Source organism: Dyadobacter sp. 32 (assembly GCF_902506755.1).
Classification (GTDB): Bacteria; Bacteroidota; Bacteroidia; order Cytophagales; family Spirosomataceae; genus Dyadobacter.
This window is the reverse complement of record NZ_LR735258.1, coordinates 4,511,049-4,530,055: the sequence shown is the minus strand read 5'-3', so window position 1 is coordinate 4,530,055 and position 19,007 is coordinate 4,511,049. Positions and strand designations below refer to the sequence as shown.

At 44.5% G+C, this 19,007-nt stretch carries 18 protein-coding genes; 11 read left to right on the top strand and 7 right to left on the bottom strand.

Annotated elements, in window-relative coordinates; translation table 11 throughout:
- Positions 1–8: 8 nt before the first annotated feature.
- Positions 9–2,582 carry a zinc-dependent metalloprotease gene (locus DYADSP32_RS18400; RefSeq protein ID WP_149241377.1) on the bottom strand — a complete coding sequence of 858 codons (2,574 nt, stop codon included), beginning with the start codon at positions 2,580–2,582 and terminating at the stop codon, positions 9–11.
- A gap of 110 nt (positions 2,583–2,692) precedes the next feature.
- Positions 2,693–3,625, bottom strand: coding sequence for a phosphatase (locus DYADSP32_RS18395; RefSeq protein WP_149241378.1), 933 nt, complete (start codon positions 3,623–3,625; stop codon positions 2,693–2,695).
- A 216-nt stretch (positions 3,626–3,841) separates the two neighbouring features.
- On the opposite strand from DYADSP32_RS18395, the gene rpsU reads away from it, so the two are divergent.
- The 6 genes from rpsU to DYADSP32_RS18365 all read left to right on the top strand — a co-directional run bounded on the left by rpsU (position 3,842) and on the right by DYADSP32_RS18365 (position 9,762).
- A complete protein-coding gene (rpsU, locus tag DYADSP32_RS18390; protein ID WP_090336895.1) occupies positions 3,842–4,036 on the top strand; it encodes a 30S ribosomal protein S21 in 195 nt (64 codons plus the stop codon).
- A 117-nt stretch (positions 4,037–4,153) separates the two neighbouring features.
- Positions 4,154–5,023 carry a tyrosine-type recombinase/integrase gene (locus DYADSP32_RS18385; RefSeq protein ID WP_149241379.1) on the top strand — a complete coding sequence of 290 codons (870 nt, stop codon included), beginning with the start codon at positions 4,154–4,156 and terminating at the stop codon, positions 5,021–5,023.
- A gap of 66 nt (positions 5,024–5,089) precedes the next feature.
- Positions 5,090–7,675 carry a phosphoenolpyruvate carboxylase gene (locus tag DYADSP32_RS18380; protein WP_149241380.1) on the top strand — a complete coding sequence of 862 codons (2,586 nt, stop codon included), beginning with the start codon at positions 5,090–5,092 and terminating at the stop codon, positions 7,673–7,675.
- Positions 7,676–7,836: 161 nt separating this feature from the next.
- Complete coding sequence (locus tag DYADSP32_RS18375; RefSeq protein WP_149241381.1) at positions 7,837–8,271, top strand: MarR family winged helix-turn-helix transcriptional regulator; 435 nt, start codon at positions 7,837–7,839, stop codon at positions 8,269–8,271.
- 254 nt (positions 8,272–8,525) lie between these two features.
- Positions 8,526–9,257, top strand: a complete 732-nt coding sequence (locus DYADSP32_RS18370) for an SIMPL domain-containing protein (protein WP_149241382.1) — start codon at positions 8,526–8,528, stop codon at positions 9,255–9,257.
- 184 nt (positions 9,258–9,441) lie between these two features.
- Positions 9,442–9,762, top strand: a complete 321-nt coding sequence (locus DYADSP32_RS18365; protein ID WP_149241383.1) for a YtxH domain-containing protein — start codon at positions 9,442–9,444, stop codon at positions 9,760–9,762.
- A gap of 51 nt (positions 9,763–9,813) precedes the next feature.
- Here the strand turns inward: DYADSP32_RS18365 and nudK are convergent, their stop codons facing one another.
- Positions 9,814–10,398 carry a GDP-mannose pyrophosphatase NudK gene (gene nudK, locus DYADSP32_RS18360; RefSeq protein ID WP_149241384.1) on the bottom strand — a complete coding sequence of 195 codons (585 nt, stop codon included), beginning with the start codon at positions 10,396–10,398 and terminating at the stop codon, positions 9,814–9,816.
- Between the two features lie 54 nt (positions 10,399–10,452).
- Here nudK and DYADSP32_RS18355 point away from each other — a divergent pair, with 54 nt between their 5' ends.
- Positions 10,453–11,199, top strand: coding sequence for a DeoR/GlpR family DNA-binding transcription regulator (locus DYADSP32_RS18355; RefSeq protein WP_149241385.1), 747 nt, complete (start codon positions 10,453–10,455; stop codon positions 11,197–11,199).
- 40 nt (positions 11,200–11,239) lie between these two features.
- Positions 11,240–11,743, top strand: coding sequence for a cupin domain-containing protein (locus DYADSP32_RS18350; protein ID WP_149241386.1), 504 nt, complete (start codon positions 11,240–11,242; stop codon positions 11,741–11,743).
- Positions 11,744–11,752: 9 nt separating this feature from the next.
- On the opposite strand, the gene DYADSP32_RS18345 is transcribed toward DYADSP32_RS18350, so the two are convergent.
- On the bottom strand, positions 11,753–13,108 hold the full coding sequence (locus DYADSP32_RS18345) for a hypothetical protein (protein WP_149241387.1): 1,356 nt from the start codon (positions 13,106–13,108) through the stop codon (positions 11,753–11,755).
- 67 nt (positions 13,109–13,175) lie between these two features.
- A complete protein-coding gene (ggt, locus tag DYADSP32_RS18340) occupies positions 13,176–14,942 on the bottom strand; it encodes a gamma-glutamyltransferase (protein WP_149241388.1) in 1,767 nt (588 codons plus the stop codon).
- 235 nt (positions 14,943–15,177) lie between these two features.
- On the opposite strand from ggt, the gene DYADSP32_RS18335 reads away from it, so the two are divergent.
- Complete coding sequence (locus DYADSP32_RS18335) at positions 15,178–16,419, top strand: ABC transporter permease (protein WP_149241389.1); 1,242 nt, start codon at positions 15,178–15,180, stop codon at positions 16,417–16,419.
- A gap of 65 nt (positions 16,420–16,484) precedes the next feature.
- Positions 16,485–16,934: a hypothetical protein gene (locus DYADSP32_RS18330; protein WP_149241390.1), complete on the top strand. Its 450-nt coding sequence runs from the start codon at positions 16,485–16,487 to the stop codon at positions 16,932–16,934.
- A gap of 51 nt (positions 16,935–16,985) precedes the next feature.
- Here DYADSP32_RS18330 and DYADSP32_RS18325 read toward each other — a convergent pair whose 3' ends face one another.
- Both DYADSP32_RS18325 and DYADSP32_RS18320 read right to left on the bottom strand, forming a co-directional pair.
- Positions 16,986–17,321 carry a translation initiation factor gene (locus DYADSP32_RS18325; RefSeq protein WP_149241391.1) on the bottom strand — a complete coding sequence of 112 codons (336 nt, stop codon included), beginning with the start codon at positions 17,319–17,321 and terminating at the stop codon, positions 16,986–16,988.
- Between the two features lie 47 nt (positions 17,322–17,368).
- Complete coding sequence (locus DYADSP32_RS18320) at positions 17,369–18,247, bottom strand: diacylglycerol/lipid kinase family protein (RefSeq protein WP_149241392.1); 879 nt, start codon at positions 18,245–18,247, stop codon at positions 17,369–17,371.
- Between the two features lie 208 nt (positions 18,248–18,455).
- Here DYADSP32_RS18320 and DYADSP32_RS18315 point away from each other — a divergent pair, with 208 nt between their 5' ends.
- Positions 18,456–18,887 carry a nuclear transport factor 2 family protein gene (locus DYADSP32_RS18315; RefSeq protein ID WP_149241393.1) on the top strand — a complete coding sequence of 144 codons (432 nt, stop codon included), beginning with the start codon at positions 18,456–18,458 and terminating at the stop codon, positions 18,885–18,887.
- Positions 18,888–19,007 lie beyond the last annotated feature (120 nt).

Genomic DNA, 19,007 nt, shown 5'->3' with positions numbered 1-19,007 from the left:
CGCTGCTGTTATTTTGGATCCAGTGCTAATTTAATCCGCTGCAGCACATCCAGCAAATGGTATTTGCTGATTTTATCCGTCGTTTTTGGAATGGCCTGCTGAATGGTGGTTTTCAAACCCTCAAGATGCGCTCGTGAAACAGAGGGAAGATCCGTCTTTTCCAGCTCAACTACCCGTGTTGAAAACCCGTACGTTACGCCCACAGGAATGGATAAAACATTGGCTTTGGCGGGTTTCTGCAGGGCAATCAGCTTTTCGATATATACCTTTTGCAGGTTTCTGCGATACAGGTCTATCGGTGTTCCTTTTTTTGCTTCCTCCCAGATACCTGACTCCAGATCGGAAAACAAGTCATCCAGTGTGTAGTATTTGGATGAAAGACCCGTCTCCATCAACCGTACAGCGCGGTCTCCGGCAAACAAAGACGTGAGTGCATATTCCTGTAAAGTTTTTATGGCCTCTACCCCCGATTCTGGTTTGATTTTACTCAAAATATTGGAATCAAATAGCCAAATCGGTGTCTTGAACAATTGATTGTTCAAAAACGCGATTGCCTCTTTTTGTGTTGCCTTCGGAACTGTAGTAAAGGTGGGACCTTCCATGTCATAGGTGACCGGATTGTCGTAAATCCCTCCCACGTTTTTGATCACATGCCCTATATAACGCCGGTATTGGGCAGTTACATTCCCATAAAGTTCCTCTAGCTCCTTGTAGCTTTGGCCGTCCTCCTGGCTCCATTCAATCAGTTTTGGGAGAACCCTTTTCAGGTTTTGGATTCCGTAAGCGGAGGCCTTCATGGCATCGTCTCCAAGGTCCTCAGTCTGGTAGCGGGGATCATAGGGGCTGATTTCCGTTCCGAAGCGAAGTCTTGGATTTTTGTAAGCCTCTTTGGTCCATTTATTCAGGGTTCTGGCATCTTCCTCAGCATCTTTGGAGTCCTGAAGGTTACTATATCCCCACTTAATTGCCCAGTTGTCGTAATCCCCTATTCTTGGGAATAAGTTAGTTACGCCGTCTTCCGGCTGTGCAACGTAATTGAACCGGGCGTAATCCATAATGGAGGAAGTGTGTCCGTTTTGATTGACCCAATCCTTATCCCGAAGCTTCTCAACCGGGGTAGCAGAACTGGCACCCATGTTATGACGCAGACCGAGGGTGTGCCCAATTTCATGAGAGGAAACAAACCGGATCAGTTCGCCCATCAAGGCATCATCAAACTTTTTCTTCCTGGCTTGAGGGTCCACAGCCGCCGCCTGTACAATGTACCAGTTTCGCAGTAAACGCATCACATTGTGATACCAGCCCACATGACTTTCCAAAATTTCACCGCTGCGTGGATCATGAACATTGGGCCCATAGGCATTCTGAATATCGGCAGCAAAGTAGCGGATTACCGAGTAGCGTGCATCTTCCAGGCTCATGGTTGAATCTTTTTCAGGCCAGTATTCTCCTCTGATCGCGTTTTTCCAACCGGCCTTTTCAAATGCACCCTGCCAGTCGTCGACACCGGCTTTCAGGTATTTTCTCCATTTTTCAGGGGTAGCCGGATCAATGTAATAAATGATGGGTTTTTTAGGCTCGATCAATTCACCATTTTTCTGTTTAGCGGCATCAGCTGCGTTTTTTGGTTCTAATCGCCATCTTACTGCAAAAACTTCTGTATCGGAGCGCTGGGACTCCTCTCCAAAAACCGAATACTGATTGGCGAAATAGCCTACCCGGCTGTCGAACAATCTTTTGCGCATGGGATTTTTGGGAAGAAGAATCAACGACGTATTCATCTCAAAGGTTACCACACCGGCATCCAGGCCGGCAGGGAAATAGGAGCCGATTGTCGGGGTTGGTGAGGTGGATATTACCGGTGGTGTTACCGCAAAAGTTTTAACAGTCCGTATTTCTGTGTTAATGGGGTAAGTATTGATTTTTTCAATAAAAGAAGATTCTTTTTTGAAAGCAGCTATTTTATGGAGCTGCTTGTCAATGGAGCCTAGTGAAAATACCTGGTTATCCGTATTGAAAAAATCCGTTACTTCTATCACCGAGCTGTTCCCTTTCGGGTCTTTCTTGATCGCTTTTATTTCGAACACACCAATAATGGGATCAGAATTGGAGTTTTTAACGGCCTGAAATATGGGCTTGGTACTATCTGCACTGGTCATAACGAGGGTAACAGAACGTAGGAGGAGATTGTTGTCTATTCCTTTTTCCCAGCGCAGCATTTGCCTGTTCACTTCTTCTCCTCCAAAGGTCCCACCTCCGGCTGCTGTTTTAGAATACCGGGTAACCGCCATGATATCACTGCTCAACAGAGAATCAGGGATTTCGAAATACCATTTGTCGACTATTTTATGAACGGAGATCATCCCGGCCTGGCTGCGGGCTGAAGTGTCAATGAGTTCTTTAAATGCTTTTGGTCCTTTCTTCTTTTCGTCTTTGAGCTTTTCTTTGGCGGCTGTTGCCAGCGCATCTACGGCTTTTTCTACCTTAGAATCTTCTTGTTTCTTTTTCTTCTTTTGTGCATCTGCATGGCCGATACAGAAAAGTGTCAGCGCCGTCAGAACAATGTAACGGGTTAATTTCATAGCAATTTGAGATTTAGTAGGTCTGATGTTGAGCGGGCAAAAGTAAATAAATAATTAGTACAACAACTCATTATTGGATAAACGGTTGTTGGTGAGTGGTATGATGTCATTTACTCCAGCAATTCGGCCAGTACGCCTTCTTTTAAAGCATAGCTCGAAACCTGAATTTTCCGGATGTTATAACGTTTCAGGATATAGTCGATCAGGCACACAGCCACCACGATCATATCGGCACGAAGTTCAATCATTCCCGGTATAAGCATTCTTTGTCCGTGATTGCTGGTAAGAATGATCTCATAGGAACGAAAGAACTCCGCAAGAGGCAGTTGAAAATCAGTGATGTCTTTGGGAGCCCATTCACCGGTACGGTTTTGGAAATCTATATCCAGCAATGTGTCAAAGCTACCTGAGGACCCGACGATTTTTACAGGAGCATACTGGTGAACCGCATTGGCCAACGGGATGAGTTGTTCTTCGAAATAGTCGTACAGTTTCCGGCGACTGGCCTCCGATAAAGGATCGTGCCGCATGAACTTTTCCATTAGTCTTTGGCCGCCCATCTCAAAACTCTTTTTCCAGAAAATCTGCTTCTCATTCCCAATAATGAATTCTACACTCCCCCCGCCAATGTCCATAATCAGAGAGGGTTCCATGCCTAACGATACCCCCGCTCTTACTCCTTTGTAGATCAATTCGGCTTCACGCTCGCCGTCAATGACGGTAATGATTATGCCAGTTTCGTTTTTTACATAGGTACAGAATTCATTTTGGTTTGATGCATTTCGAATGGCACTGGTGCCAAATGCAAATGTTTGCGCCAGTGCGATCGAAAATTCATCAAGCTTTGTTCGGAAATGTTTTAGCACCTTCAAAGCGCGGTCAATGGCCTCTTCGGTAATCAGATCTTTGTTGATCCCACCCATTCCGATCCGGGCGGGCATACTTGTTTTAAAAAGAGTATCAATGGTCGCTCCTCTTTTTTCGATGATAAGAAGATGAAATGTATTTGTACCTAAATCAATTATTCCGAGTCTGGAATTCATATATTTTTATTAGCGTTAACAAGAGCTGTTTTCTATCGCGGAAGACCAGCGTTTACCATTCAAATTACGGCCTCAATTGCATTCCCATTCTGCATCCGTTTTCGTCATGCAAAAATAACCCAATTTTAATTACTTATTTCTTGATTTTCTGATGGATATGTCTTTCCTTTGCAGTCCGTTTCAGAAAACCAATTCAAAATCATTATATTTATAAGCATGCTTATTATTAACATTAAAGACAACGAATCGATTGACCGCGCTCTAAAGCGTTACAAGAAAAAATTTGAAAGAACAGGAACGATGCGTCAGCTTCGTTCGCGGACAGCTTTCGAAAAACCGTCTGTTAAACGTCGTTTCGAAGTATTGCGTGCAGTTTACAAAGAAAAAACTTACGGTCATTTAGAGGATTAATTCGTTAGAATTGTTTTTCTGTTGAAAGTACAATGACTGGATCCCTGTATCCGGATCATTCTTATATATTAAAAGAGCTGCCTTGTTTGGGGCAGCTCTTTTTCGTATGTTAGGGCTATGATCGACGCTTTTCTGGATTTCCTGCAGCACGAGAAGCGCAGCAGTGTACATACGGTTACCTCCTACAAAACAGACCTGGATCAGTTTTGTAAATACCTGCTCTTTCAATATGATTGTGTGCCCGAAAAGGCAACTTCCGTCATGTTGCGTTCCTGGGTAGTTAGTTTAATGGAAGAAGGCCTCAACCCTGTTTCCATTAACCGAAAAATTGCCTCTTTGCGGTCATTCTACGGATTTTTGAGAAGAAAGAAGCAGATCCCCAGCGACCCAACGAAGATCCTTTCGGCTTTGAAAATGCGAAAAAAGCTTCCTGCTTTTGTTGAAGAAAAAGCGATGGATATGCTGTTTGATCATACTGGATTTCCCGACGATCCAAATGGTATACGGGATCGATGTGTCCTGGAATTGCTCTATGGTACGGGGATCAGGCTGTCGGAGTTAATCGGCCTTGAAATACAGGATCTGGATCTTGCGGGTAGGACTATTCGGGTTTATGGTAAAAGAGCCAAGGAGCGTCTGGTGCCCATTTCTAGCTCGCTGGCCCAGCTCCTGATGAAATATCTGGCTGTTCGTTTGCCGGAAGAGGACACAAAGGTGCTCATTCTTACCGATGCGGGAAAGGCGGCCTACCCTGTTTTTGTACAGCGGACGGTAAAAAAATACTTGTCGGGAGTTACGACCCTTTCTCAAAAGAGCCCTCACGTTCTCCGGCATACCTATGCGACACATTTACTAAATCGGGGCGCCGATTTAAACGCAATCAAGGAGCTTTTGGGGCACGCTAACCTGGCAGCTACCCAAATTTATACGCACAATTCAATTGAAAAACTTAAAAAAACCCATGAACAAGCCCACCCAAAGGCTTAAAAGCCGTTTTTTTACGGTATCTTTGCGTTTCTATGCATATTCCAAATAAAATTTTGTCACTCCACTATGAATAATAGTTTCCAGGACGCCGTCGTTACGAAATACAATATTTTCAATAGCCTTTTTCTAAGTTTACCTTACAGAGGTATTTTTCAGACGGGCTCTTTGTTGCCGTTACTTACCCAGCAAAGTGAAATTGGCTTTCAGGAGGGAAAGACACCCCGCCAGATTATTGAGACTTTCTTTGAGGAGCTTCTGGAAACAGCAACAGAAAAGGAGCGTGCTGATCTGCTTTTTGCATTTATCCAATATATTGAAAGGCAGGTCGTTCTCTTTGATTCCGTGGAGGATGCTGCTTTCGATCAGACGCATGATCTCACAGGAAAGGGATCGGTGAGCTATTTGATCGAACGCCTTGATGGTGAGGCGCAAAAGAAAAAGCTTCTTGCCAAGCTTGAGGATTTCAGCGTTCGTATCGTTTTAACGGCACATCCTACACAATTTTATTCAGGAAAGGTTCTTGGGATCATTAATGACCTGGAGGACGCGATCAAGGTCAATGATTTTACAGAGGTGAATCAATTGCTTCTGCAGCTTGGAAAGACCGCGTTTATCAATCATGAAAAACCGACCCCGTACGACGAAGCGGTAAGTTTGTGCTGGTTTTTAGAAAATGTATACTATGACGCCATTCCGGCCATCCTAGTAAAACTTATTACAGGGCTGGGAATGAGTGTTCACGACTGGCCGTATACCAATGTGTTCCGTCTGGGTTTCTGGCCGGGCGGTGATCGTGATGGGAATCACTTCGTCAATCCGGAAATTACGCTTCAGGTTGCAGCTCGTTTACGCGAAACCTTACTACGGGGCTATTACCGTGATCTGAGGACACTGAAACGCAGGCTGACATTTAAAGGGGTCGATGAGGCGATTGCCCTTGCCGAACGCAAAATGAACAGCACCATTTTTGGACCTTTTGAAGATGGCTATAACAATGCACAGGAATTAATTGAGGAATTGCTTAAAGCCCGGGAGGTGCTCATTGCGAAGCATCAGGGGCTTTTTGTAGAATTGCTGGACAATTTTATTCTGAAACTGAATATATTCGGATTCTTCTTTGCGAGCCTGGATGTGCGTCAGGATAGTCGTAAACATGCCAAAGCCTGGGAAGATATTCTAAGGAGACTGGAAAGGAAAATCCCGTTATTGAAATACGATGATTATGAAAGCTGGGATGAAGCAAAAAAAATAGACCTGCTTTTGTCGCTGGATATCCCGCTTCGTGACGAAGATTACGAAGATCCGCTCACCAAGGATATATTGGGATCGGTGAGAGCGATTAAAACGATTCAGGAAAAAAATGGGGAACGCGGAGCACACCGATATGTAATCAGTAACAATACATCGGCGCTCAATGTGATGCAGGTGGTTGCCATTGCCAAAAACCTGATCACGGACGAGGAAGGAAAGCTGCCGCTTGATGTGGTTCCGCTGTTTGAAACCGTGGATGACCTTGCCAACGCGCCTGGAATTATGCGGATGCTCTATGAAAACGACTATTACAGAGCTCATCTTTTGCAACGGGAAAATCATCAGACAATCATGGTGGGTTTCTCGGACGGAACCAAGGACGGCGGATATTTGCGGGCTAACTGGTCCATATACACAGCAAAGGAAGAATTAACAAAGGTGTCGAGAGAGTTTGGCATTAAGGTCACCTTCTTTGATGGCCGTGGCGGACCGCCGGCACGTGGAGGTGGCAATAACCACAACTTCTATTCGTCGCTGGGTAAGGATATAGAGGACAAGGAAATTCAGTTAACTGTTCAGGGGCAAACAATCAGCTCCAACTATGGTACCGTGACCACGGCGATGTATAACCTGGAACGGTTATTCTCGGCTGGTCTGGAAAACCATTTATTTAAAGGACATAGAAAAGAGGAAGAGCTTAATGAGGATGACAAAGCGCTGATAGAAGAAATGGCCGGTGCGGCATACGATTCGTATCTGGATCTGAAGGGTCATCCGATGTTTGTCAAATATCTGGATAAAAAGACTCCGTTGCGTTTTTACGGCCAAACCAACATCGGAAGCCGTCCAACCAAGCGAGGTAATGCCGATGAGGGGTTGAAATTTGAAGATTTGAGAGCCATCCCATTTGTGGGATCATGGGCTCAGATGAAACAGAATGTACCGGGTTTCTACGGCTTCGGTTCTGCAATCCAGCAGCTGTCGAAAGAGGGAAAAAAGGAGTCTATAAAAAAATTGTATAAGAAATCGCTGTTTTTCCGTACGCTGATCGAAAACTCAATGCAATCGTTATCGAAGGCATTCTTCCCGGCAACTAAGTACCTGCGTGATGAAGAGGGTTATCGGGAGTTTTGGGATAAAATGTACGACGAGTTTCAACTTACCCTGGCGGAATTGTTGGATGTATCGGGTCAAAAGGAGTTGCTTGATAGTAACAATGTTACTAAAGCATCGATTAAGGTCAGAGAACGCATCGTGTTGCCTTTGATCACGATTCAGCAATATGCGTTGCAAATGCTCTCCGAAGATCCCAAAAACCTGCCCCTTGATATCGAAACATACAATCAGCTGGTCATGCGGGCGATGTTTGGAATTATCAATGCTGCCCGAAATTCGGCTTAAATCAGCAAATAGGTCATGGTAGAGCGCCTGGGAAACTTGCTTTCTCAGGCGCTTTTTTTTGAATGTGGGATTTTGTTTAAAATGAAGTGTCAATTATTAGTAGACGAATAGTTGTGTGGTCTTATTTAAAGAAGAGATCTTTATCAATCAAATTTTTACCCATGACGCATCACTCCGACCAACGAGCCTATTTCTTTAAAATCGACATCACGATAAAAAAAATACGTAATGCGTTGCAAAAACAATTGCATGACGCGGGTTTCGACCTGACTGTTGACCAGTGGGTGTTGATAGATCATATAGAACGCCAACCAGGCGTGAGTCAGAATGAACTTGCAGAATTGACATTTAAGGATCCGCCAACAGTAACCCGTATCATCGATTTGATCGAAAAAAAAGACCTGGTGAAACGCTGCGTTGTGCATGGTGACAGGCGCAAATTTAACCTGTTCCTGACAGAGCAGGGGAAAGTGCTTTATAAAAGCGCGTTTCCTATCGTGGCAGAAATCAGAAGAAAAGGCTGGGGGGATCTGGAGGAGGATGATTATCAGCATTTCGTTCGCATCATGGATTCCATTTATAATAACTTCAGTTGATGGGGCGGATTACTGCAAACTGCACGTTAACCTACATTAACAATTCACTTACCATGTATTTATCTTGTTGATTGAAAATGGTTTATGTTGGTTTAGGGCTGGCATCTCAGCGTTTTTTTCATTTCTGGTGGTCGTTAAGCATGTAATGTATTAAACCTTCTGAGCCGTTTTTGCATCTATACGATAGAGCTGCCTACGCAATACAGCGGCGTGCAGTTCTAACCGCATTAATTCATTTTATCTATTAGAAGGCCATGACCAAAACAATTTTAGTGAGCGCCATTTTGCTGGCTGCTGTTTTTACATCTTCCATAGCGCAGACAAGTTTGATACTACCAACTCCTGTAAAAAAAATAGAGGTTACCGGTTCGGCTGAAATGGAAGTAATCCCGGACGAACTCTACTTTAACATTTCATTAAGGGAATATTACAACGACGAAAAAAATCAAAAAGATAAGGTGGTCATCACGGCCCTTGAGAAGCAACTGATGAAGGCAATCGCAGAGGCAGGCTTGCCAAAAGAAAGCTTGTCTATTAGCGGGTTGGGGGGTTATCAGAACTATGTGGATAAAAAGAAAAAGCCGGCAACATTCCTTGAGAACAAGCAATACGAACTTAAAGTTGATCGAGCCGATAAGCTTGACGGTATTTTATCCAAGATTGATTCGCGGGGAATACAGTATGCCAACATGGCTCGTGTGGATCATTCCAAAAAAGCGGAATTCAAAAAACAGGTGAAGATCAATGCGCTTAAAGCAGCAAAAGAAAAGGCGACCTATCTGGTAGAATCAGTGGATCAGAAACTTGGAGCTGCACTTGAAATTACCGAACTGGAGGACGACGCATCCTATCCGCAACCAATGTACAAGGCTAATATGCGTACTTTTGCAGCAGCGGAATCGGCGGACGCTGTTGAGGATAGCAGCGTGGCGTTTCAAAAAATCAGAATCAGTTACAAAATGAAGGCTGCTTTCGAAATTAAATAGCTAAGACCGGATTTTACAGAGCCCCGTTTGGGTGCTTACTAATGATCTATCATTCTCTTGTGACGGACATATAAACGTTTGGCATCATTTTTTAACCGTTCGTGGATAAGTGAAAGGACCTGTTTCTTTTATCTGAAAACATAACTAACTTTAAACCAGTTATCAACCTTAGAACCAATAAATCATGAGCATAAACGCAAAACACCTGGCCACATTTATTCTTGGTGCCGCCGCTGGCGTAGCAGCACATAAATATCTACAGACTGAAGAAGGAGAAAAGCTTCTGGAAGATCTGAAAACCAAAGCAACTGACCTGAAAGCGGAGGCCGAGGGTGTGGTGGATAAGGCACCCGAGTATTTTGAAGAGCTGAAAACGAAAGGCACGGAAACGCTTAAGGCGAATTTTCCCGATGCGGAAGGGTTTCTCAAAGATCTTTTCTCAAAGATTTCGGGAAACAAAGGCACTACAGATACAGCAGTGGAAACACCCACTCCGGCGGCATAGGATCATAAGTGAAAAAAGAGGGTTGAAGGTTTTGATCTTCAATCCTCTTTTTTATGCTGCCAATAGTCCATTTAATTGCGCATACTGGATCAGCATGATCGTCTTGGCATCTCTGATCTCTCCACTACCGACCATTGCCAGCGCTTTTTGAAAGGGGACTTCCATGACTTCAATGTTTTCCTGTTCCACTTCGCAGCCGCCTCCTTCACTTACTTTCATATCGGCAGTATATTCAGCTGAAAAAAAATAGAGTATTTCCGTAACAGAGCCCGGAGACATGTAAGCTTCAAAAATCTTTTTCACGGATTTAATTTTGTAACCTGTCTCTTCCTCTGTCTCTCTTTTGATGCAATCTTCGGCATTATCTTTGTCCAGCAAACCGGCACATGCTTCAATGAGCATGCCGGATTCATTGCCGTTGGTGTAAGTTGGCAGGCGAAATTGTTGGGTAAGAATCACGGTTTGTTTCTCTTTGTTATAGAGCAAAATGGTGGCACCATTTCCCCGGTCGTAAGCTTCACGGGATTGTCGCTCCCAGGTTCCATCCACACGTTGGTAGTCAAAGGTTATTTTACGGAGGGTATACCAATTGTCGGAAAGAATTTCTTCTTTTACAAGCCTTACTTTTTTGCTCATTGTTGATCAAATATGATTGTTATTGATTATTTTTGATCAAATGTACAATAACTTATGAAATATCAAATCAGAAAGAATATTATTCTGGACTTGCTGAAAGAAAAAGGTGAGGTGACCGTGAAGCAGTTAGCGGAAGAACTGGGCACCTCAGAGATCACTGTTCGACGGGATTTGATCCAGCTTACCGCTGACGGCTTGGTATATCGTACGCATGGCGGCATTATGAGGGTGGATCTGATCAGAAAGCCGAGTGATTTTGCTCATAAGGTAGCAAAGAATGTAGCGCAGAAGGATCACATTTGCCGGCTTGCCGCACAGGAAATAACGGATGGAGACATTATATTCATGGATTGTGGAAGCACGGTCTTCAGGCTATGCCAGTTTATTAAGAATAAAAAAATAACTGTGATCACCAATTCATTACCGGTAGTTTACGAGTTGGCGGGTGGTATGGTGCAGGTGAACCTGGCTGGCGGCGAAGTGGATACAGCCAGACTTGCCATTCATGGTAGCGTAGCGGAAGAACATGTTTCACGGTATCATGCGGATAAAGCCTTTTTAGGAGTGGATGGTATTTCGGCCAAATACGGATTAACCGCTCATTCCGAAAAGGAAGCAGGTATGACTATGGTTATGACCTCGCACGCCAAGGTGAGTTACCTGCTGTGTGATTCCAGTAAAATAGGAAAAGATAGCTATTTGCGATTTGCCGGGCTCGAAACGGTGGACGTGCTTATTACCGATGTGAAGAATGAAGAAGTAGTTTTGATAGAAAACAGCGGTACGCGGATAATCTGCTAATTTTGACTTTTGGAAAAGTACAACCATACAGGATAGCCCTATGAAATTACCCAGTTATTGGATTGAAAAATACAATTTGCAGCCACATCCGGAGGGAGGCTTTTACTCAGAGACTTATCGGTCAGCTGAGCAAATCTCGGCAACAGCTTTACCCGATAGGTTTACAGGCGACCGTTCTCATGCTACCGCCATTTATTTTCTTCTGAGGTCCACTGACTTTTCTGGCTTCCACAGGATTAAATCCGACGAAATGTGGCATTTTTATGCTGGACAGGCGCTTGAAATATTCGTTATTTCTCCAGTTAACGGAGCGTTGGAGGTGATCAGGTTGGGTGCCGACCCGGAAAACGGCGAGGCGTTTCAGGCTGTTGTACCTGCGGGTAGCTGGTTTGGTTCAAGGCCGGCTTTGGGTAGCCTGTATAGTCTGGTAGGCTGTACCGTAGCACCAGGTTTCGACTTTCAGGATTTTGAAATGGCGGATAGAAGCCGCTTGCTTGAAGCTTTTCCACAACATTCCAAGCTAATCTACGAACTCACCAGCTGAATGGAATGATCAGCGGACGGTGATTTTCGACCAGTATGGTTTGGATTCTTTTTTATCGGGAAATACCAGCGATGCTTGGTAAATACCAGCAGGGAGGTTCGCGGGAACGGAATATTTACCAACCGAAAATCTTAATCCGGCGACGGCCCAGTGCACCACAACCAACTGTGGTCTCAAATCCATAACCATTGTGCCGTTTTTCATTCTCAGGTCGGGCAGGTCTTTTTCGTTGAAGGCTGTGGTGGAGCTCATACTGTATTTAGGAGGCCAGGGTTTTGCATAAAAAATGTCACCCTTTCTGAATGATAACCTTTCCGTATTACGAGTAAGCGCCTGCTGAAGCTGCCCTTTCCATATTGTTTCAACGGAATGGGTCTTGTCTTCTGAAAAATAAACAGAGCTCTTCCCAATCACCTTATCACCTTCGTAAAACGTGGCGAGATAGGAACCGGGAGCAATATTGAATGGTAAAGAACCAGCAACAATAGCGGAATCCATATACTTCATTTCACGGGAAACGGGCTGGCTGAGAAAGTCGCTCGAAAATCGGACTTCGTATTTTTCATTGGGGCTGAAATAGCCGCCATAAACGGTGATGGAATCGGTTTTGGGAAAAAGAATATTATCAAAGCCTTGTAGATGCGCTCGTGGTAACCCCCTAACAAACCTTACCCTTTCAAGCACGGCCTTTTTTTCATCTCCAAAGTTAATCTCCAATGTAAGATGGCTTAAAGACAACAGTTTACTTACATCCGGAATGTAAGCATGAATCTGGTTGTCCTGATAAAATCCCTCCATTGCCCATCCTGATTTCGGATCAACAAATTTTACACCAGGCGTTGGTTGTCCCGGAGCAGAAGGGGTGGTTCCCACGCCAGAAATGATCTTTAACGGTAGTGCGAAAGAACCGGAATACAGAGGAATATCAGTATTTGGTAGTTGCACACGGGGCTGACCTGCCACCGTTACATATACCTGATAAGTCATCTCCTCACCGTCAGTAGCCCTGAGCTGAAACCTGAGAGGCTTGCTTCCTTTGTAGGAAAACTTTATGCCGGTACTTTCGGTGAGTGATTCCGTGCTATCGAGTAAGCCGATGCCCCCATACAACGATAAATTGAGGTTTATCTCGTCTTTGGAAAAGTTGGTGGGCAACGAAATTGTGAAGTTTCGGGTCAATGAGTCGTATACGATGTTTTCGGCATCAGGTACTTTTAATTCTCTTAAAAACTTGGGTGATCCGTCAGGATAGTATTCTACCGGCAATGTGCTGGGGGCTACTTCTTCTTTGTCCTGCTGTTTTCTACAGGCAGAAAGAAAAACTGTTGTTACCAACAAAAGTATGTAAAGCGGCATCTTTCTCATCTCAGTCCCTTTTCAAAAATCCGATACCCATTTTGAACAACACTTTTACAAAAAGTATTCCAGGTGTTCAGTAGCCCATGCTCGTATCGTCGCCGCGCGGATCCGAACCGCCTTCCAGCCAGCCGTCGGGTGTGACGAGAATACAATCCATCCGACCGATGGAATTCCGTTGCATCTCCAGGATATAACCTTTGCTTTGAAGTTTTTGAATGGTGCCCTCGGAAAATGCATTGGATTCGAATGTCGTTTTATCGGGAAGCCATTGATGATGAAATTTCAGTGCGTTCACTGCCTGTTGCATGGTCATGCCGTGCTCCAACACATTCAGGATGGTCTGGTACACCGACGTGATGATGGTAGAGCCGCCCGGAGTGCCCACCACCATTAACAATTTGCCATCTTTTTCGATGATGGTAGGTGTCATAGATGACAGCATTCGCTTGCCCGGAGCAATGGCATTGGCTTTATTCCCAATGAGCCCATACATATTGGGAGCACCGGGCTTGATGCTGAAGTCGTCCATTTCGTTGTTCATCAGAAACCCGCCTCCCTTTACAACAACCCGGCTCCCATAGCCACCATTCAGTGTTGTAGTTACCGCTACTGCGTTACCATCCTTATCTACAACCGAAAAATGAGTGGTTTGAGGACTTTCGTAGCCCGGGAAAACGCCACCATGTACATTTTTGCTGTCAGTAGCTTTCTCCCATGTAAAATCGTTCCAGCGCTGTTTCAGGTACTCTTTACTCATCAGTGTAGAACCAGGTACTTTTACAAAATCGGGGTCACCGAGAAACTTGGCCCGGTCGGCATATACGCGCCTTTCAGCTTCAATCATGGCCTGGACCGTTGAGTCGCTGTGCCAACCCCATTTTCTTAGTGGCAAGGGCTCGGTCAGTCGCAGCAGCTGCACCAGTGCTATACCGCCACTTGAAGGTGGCGCCATCGTGATGATCTTATAATTTTTGTAGCTCTCGGTGATCGTCTCTCTCCATGGCGCGTTATATTCTTTCAGGTCCTTTTTGCTGATAATCCCCTGATCTCCGGCCCTTATATCTTTCACAATCCGCTTGGCAACTTTCCCCGTATAAAATCCATCCCGACCCTTTTTCTGAATTTGCCGAAGTACGGCAGCCAGATCTTTTTGAATGAGAATATCCCCCGCAACCCACTCTTTTCCATCGGGATTTTGGAAATAATGGGTACCCGGGTTCAATTCGAGCAGGTCTTTTTTGATCGCGTTTAATCCGCGTGCTTCGCGCTCTGTCTGAACTACTCCTTTCTTAGCCAGGTCAATAGCAGGCTGTAGCAGCTGTTTCCAGGGTAATTTTCCATATTTAGCATGCGCCTGGGCCATACCAGCCACAGATCCCGGAACCCCTGATGCGAGCCGTCCGAGTGTACTCGCTCCTGGAATCACGTTCCCCACTTTGTCCACATACATATCTGCGTAGGCTTTGGAGGGTGCTTTCTCTCTGAAATCAATGCTGGTGCTCATGCCTTCTGCATTCCTAAGCACCAAAAAACCCCCGCCCCCGATATTACCGGCCGAAGGGTGCACCACTGCCAGCGCAAACTGAACGGCCACAGCAGCATCCACTGCATTTCCACCTGCTTTCAAGATTTCAACGCCCACCCTGGACGCTTCGGGATGCGCCGTAGCTACCATACCGTTCTTGGCGAGTATGCCTTTTCTGTCGTTGTAAAATGGTTTCTGATTGGGGTCGTCGGATAAGAACTGATAAAAACCAGTTGATTCCTGAACAGGCTTTTGAGCATGCACAAAACCACTAAGGAGTGTGAAAATCAAAATGATATGGTAGCGAATTCCCATGCTTTCTACTTTATAGTTTGTGATGTAATTTACCAAATGTAAATAACAGGAATGGTACGTTATTGTATTTGTGAAATTTTTCCTAAAAATATTTTCACGATTTTCTATGCATTTCAACTGTTCAACCCGGCAGCGTACCTTTGGTAACAATTTATTTCTGATTCAACCTATATCCCCTTACTTTGTGTGATCCGAGGACATACCCAAAGTGAAAAAATTAAGCTAACCTGTTACCATGAAATTTTTAAGGCAGTTATTGGAGAGTTTTCGCTTTGCCTGGCAGGCACTGAAGTCGAACCTTACCCGTACAACCCTTTCTCTCTTGGGTGTAACGATTGGTATTTTCGCTATTGTAGCTGTTTTCACCATTGTTGATTCTTTGGAAAAGAGCATTAAAGACAGTATGAGCTTTATAGGTGATAAGGTCATTTATGTACAAAAATGGCCCTGGATATTTGGCGAGGATTATCCCTGGTGGAAGTACTTTCAATGGCCTGACCCTACCTATGCTGAGTACAAATTCCTTTACGATAATCTGGAAAGCGCCAGCGCAGTTGCCATGATGGATTTCAGGGGAGCTACTATGCTGAAAAATGGATCGAATAGCATCCAGGCCCAGATACAGGGGGTTTCTTACGAGTACAACCTCATTTCGGACATTCCTATTGCCGACGGGCGTTACTTTATGCAGACTGAGTCTAACAGTGCCAGAAATGTAGCTGTGATCGGATATGAGGTGGCTCAATCATTGTTTCCTGGGCAACAGGCGGTGGGAAAGGAATTTAAGCTTTCCGGAAACCGGTTTGTGGTTGTAGGGGTTCAGGCAAAAAAAGGAGAAAGTCTGGTGGATTTTGGCGGAAATCCAGACAAGAACTGTATCATTCCTTTTGAATCGTTTACGAAACTCTTTCAATCCGGCAGGCGTAATGGAGAAATAGTCGTAAAGGGTTTTCCGGAGGACGAAGGAATGAAGGAAGTGGAGGCCGAGATAACCGGCCTCATGCGAACAAAGCGCGGTATACGACCACGAGAAGAAAGCAATTTTTCGTTAAACCGCCCCGAAGCGGCTACGCAGGCCATATCCGGGCTATTTTCTGTATTAACCATAGCGGGCTGGGTAATCGGTAGTTTTTCTATACTGGTGGGTGGTTTTGGGATTGCCAATATTATGTTCGTCTCCGTGAAGGAGCGAACCAACCTGATCGGAATTCAAAAATCGCTCGGCGCTAAAAATTACGCGATTCTTACTCAATTTCTTTTTGAAGCCATTATGCTAAGCCTCGTGGGGGGGATCATTGGTATATTTCTTGTTTTTCTACTGTCATTCCTGTCGCTTGGCGCTCTCGAAATAATCCTGACCCCCGGAAATATCATCTTGGGACTGGCTGTTTCAAGCATCATTGGTGTGTTATCAGGAATCATTCCGGCTATGCTGGCGGCACGAATGGATCCGGTGATCGCCATACGGGCAAAATAAAAATTTAGGAAAAATGAAACCGATTTACGAAGTTCGCTTTCATTAAAAAACCAAAAATCATCATCATGCGCAAGTGGGGCTTTTTACTGCTATTTCTGGCCATTGTGTTCGGAATCATCTATTACCTGACGTTCGGCTATTACAGCGAGGGCAAACGTGGGGGATTTGTAAATAAGTTGAGCAACAAAGGGTATTTGTTTAAAACATACGAGGGAGAGCTTAGGACTGGTGGTCTTTATGAAGGAGACGGCACCATGAACTCGACCGAATGGGCGTTTTCTGTTAGTGGAAAAAACAAGGAAGCGATCGAAAACCTGGATCTGGCTATAAAAAACGGCTCGCGTGTTTCGCTTACTTACGAAGAAAAGTTCTTTACGCTGCCCTGGAATGGAGAAACCAAGTACTTCGTCACCAAGGTAGAAGTACTGGAAAACAGAGGAGGCAATTTTCCTCCTGTACAAGCACCCGTACCGGCGCCCGCTCCAACCCAGGTGGATACAACAGAGATTTTGTAGAGAGACTTTAAGTAGAAGAAGATTTATGTCATTGATAAAGCGGGAGCCTTTTTAACCTCCCGCTTTTTTGGCTTTATATCCCTTACCAAGTAGCCAGGTAATCACCTTTTCCCGGTGATCACCCTGGATCAGTACTTCAAAATCCTTTACCGTCCCACCGCTTCCGCAATGTGATTTCAAAAGCTTTCCTAAATTTTCTAGATCGGAGGATCTGCCTATGAAGCCTTTCACCACGGTGATGACCTTTCCTCCCCCTTTACGATCAAGCCACACACGCAGATCCTGCTGTGCTGGTGGGAGTGTATCGGATTCATTTTCAGAAGAATCGGCGTATTCAAAGTCGGGATCTGTTGAATACACAACACCGGAACGACCTTTTTTTGACATAGTTTTTGGAATGGATAAAACGAATTACGATTAATATTTCAGGTAATTTAAACGATTACACACAAACTTTTGGGGCGAATATCAATTTGTATTCGGGTTGTGTCAAGCTGCAATGGCTCACCGTCATAATGGATCAACGGCGGATTTGCGGATTCAATAAGCACATGCTGTAATGTTTCATAGGAAACAAACCCCGATGGTTTCAAGGATTTGCTGAACATCCTGTAAGCAAGATTTACACCAAACCAGGCAGGGAAGGGGCGCACCACACAAATATCCAGAAAGCCGTCCTGCACACTCGCTTCGGGAGCGATCCAGGCATTGTTTCCATATTGTCCCGCATTGGCAATAGTGAGAGAAAATGCCTCCGTATCCTTACCATTGAGCAAGAAGTGCTGTGGTTTGAAATTCCAAAAAGATTTAAACGCGACGGAGGCATAAGTAGCAAGGCCCCGACTACTTTGTCGGCTAAAAAGCGCACCCACATAGGCGTCAAATCCTACTCCCGCAGTGCAAAAAAAGGGAATGCCATTTAATTCGGCACTATCGATAACGATCGGATTTCCCTCGAACAAGCGTGTAAGTGCGGCTACCGGTGTAAGCGGTAAACCCAGGTGACGGGCAAGACCATTTCCCGAACCCAAGGGTAGAATACCCAATGCAAGGGACTTGTGTACCAGCACTTTGGCCACCTCGTTTACGGTGCCATCCCCACCCACAGCAACGATAGCTTTCCAATTTCTGAGTGTAAGATGCTCCCTAACCAAATGCGTGGCATGTCCGCTTTCTTTTGTGAAAAGAATGTGCGCATGCGCTGAATGGCGCCTGGCGAAAGTTTCAATCGCTTCACATACCGCACGCTGGTTCTTCCCAATGGTTGTTCCTGAATTGGGATTGACAATAAAAAGATAGGAATTGTCAGACACGGTTCACTTGAAAAAGAGGAATAAAATGAACAGGAACACAATCATAAACAGGTAGTACAACCCATCGATGAAGGGGTATTTTTGTCGGTCCAGTTTTTTGAATAAATTGTTGAACATTCCCATTATCAGAAGTTTATTGTTTCAATAGCCCGGGCAATGACCGTTTTACATGCTATCTTTAATTATAGCACAAAAATCCATAAAAAATATGAGAAACTATGTTTTCGCACTGGGCCTGTTTTTTACAGCCGTTGTAGTGATGGGGCAGCCAAAATCCGATAAAGATCAGATATATGGGATTATGAACAGACAAGCCGCTGACTGGAATGGAGGTAACATTTCTTCTTTCATGAATGGATACTGGGAATCGGATTCCCTGATGTTTGTTGGAAAAAGTGGCGTAACCTATGGATATAAAGCTACTTATGAAAATTATCTGAAACGCTACCCTGATCGGGCAGCCATGGGAACGTTGAAGTTTGACTTCATAAACCTGTCTTTTCCCGAACCGCATGTCGCATTTCTTGTAGGTAAATTTTATCTGACCAGGCCCGAAAAAGGAGATTTAAGTGGATTTTACACCTTGCTCTGGCGAAAAATTAATGGAAAATGGGTCATTGTGTGTGATCATACAAGTTAGGCGGGATTTTATTTCAGAAGATTAAAGTAGAATTGGATTAAGCTGATTCTTATGTACTTATTTATTATTAATAAATTATTTTAATAAATCACGCGTACCTAATCTCTCTGTTTTTATTTA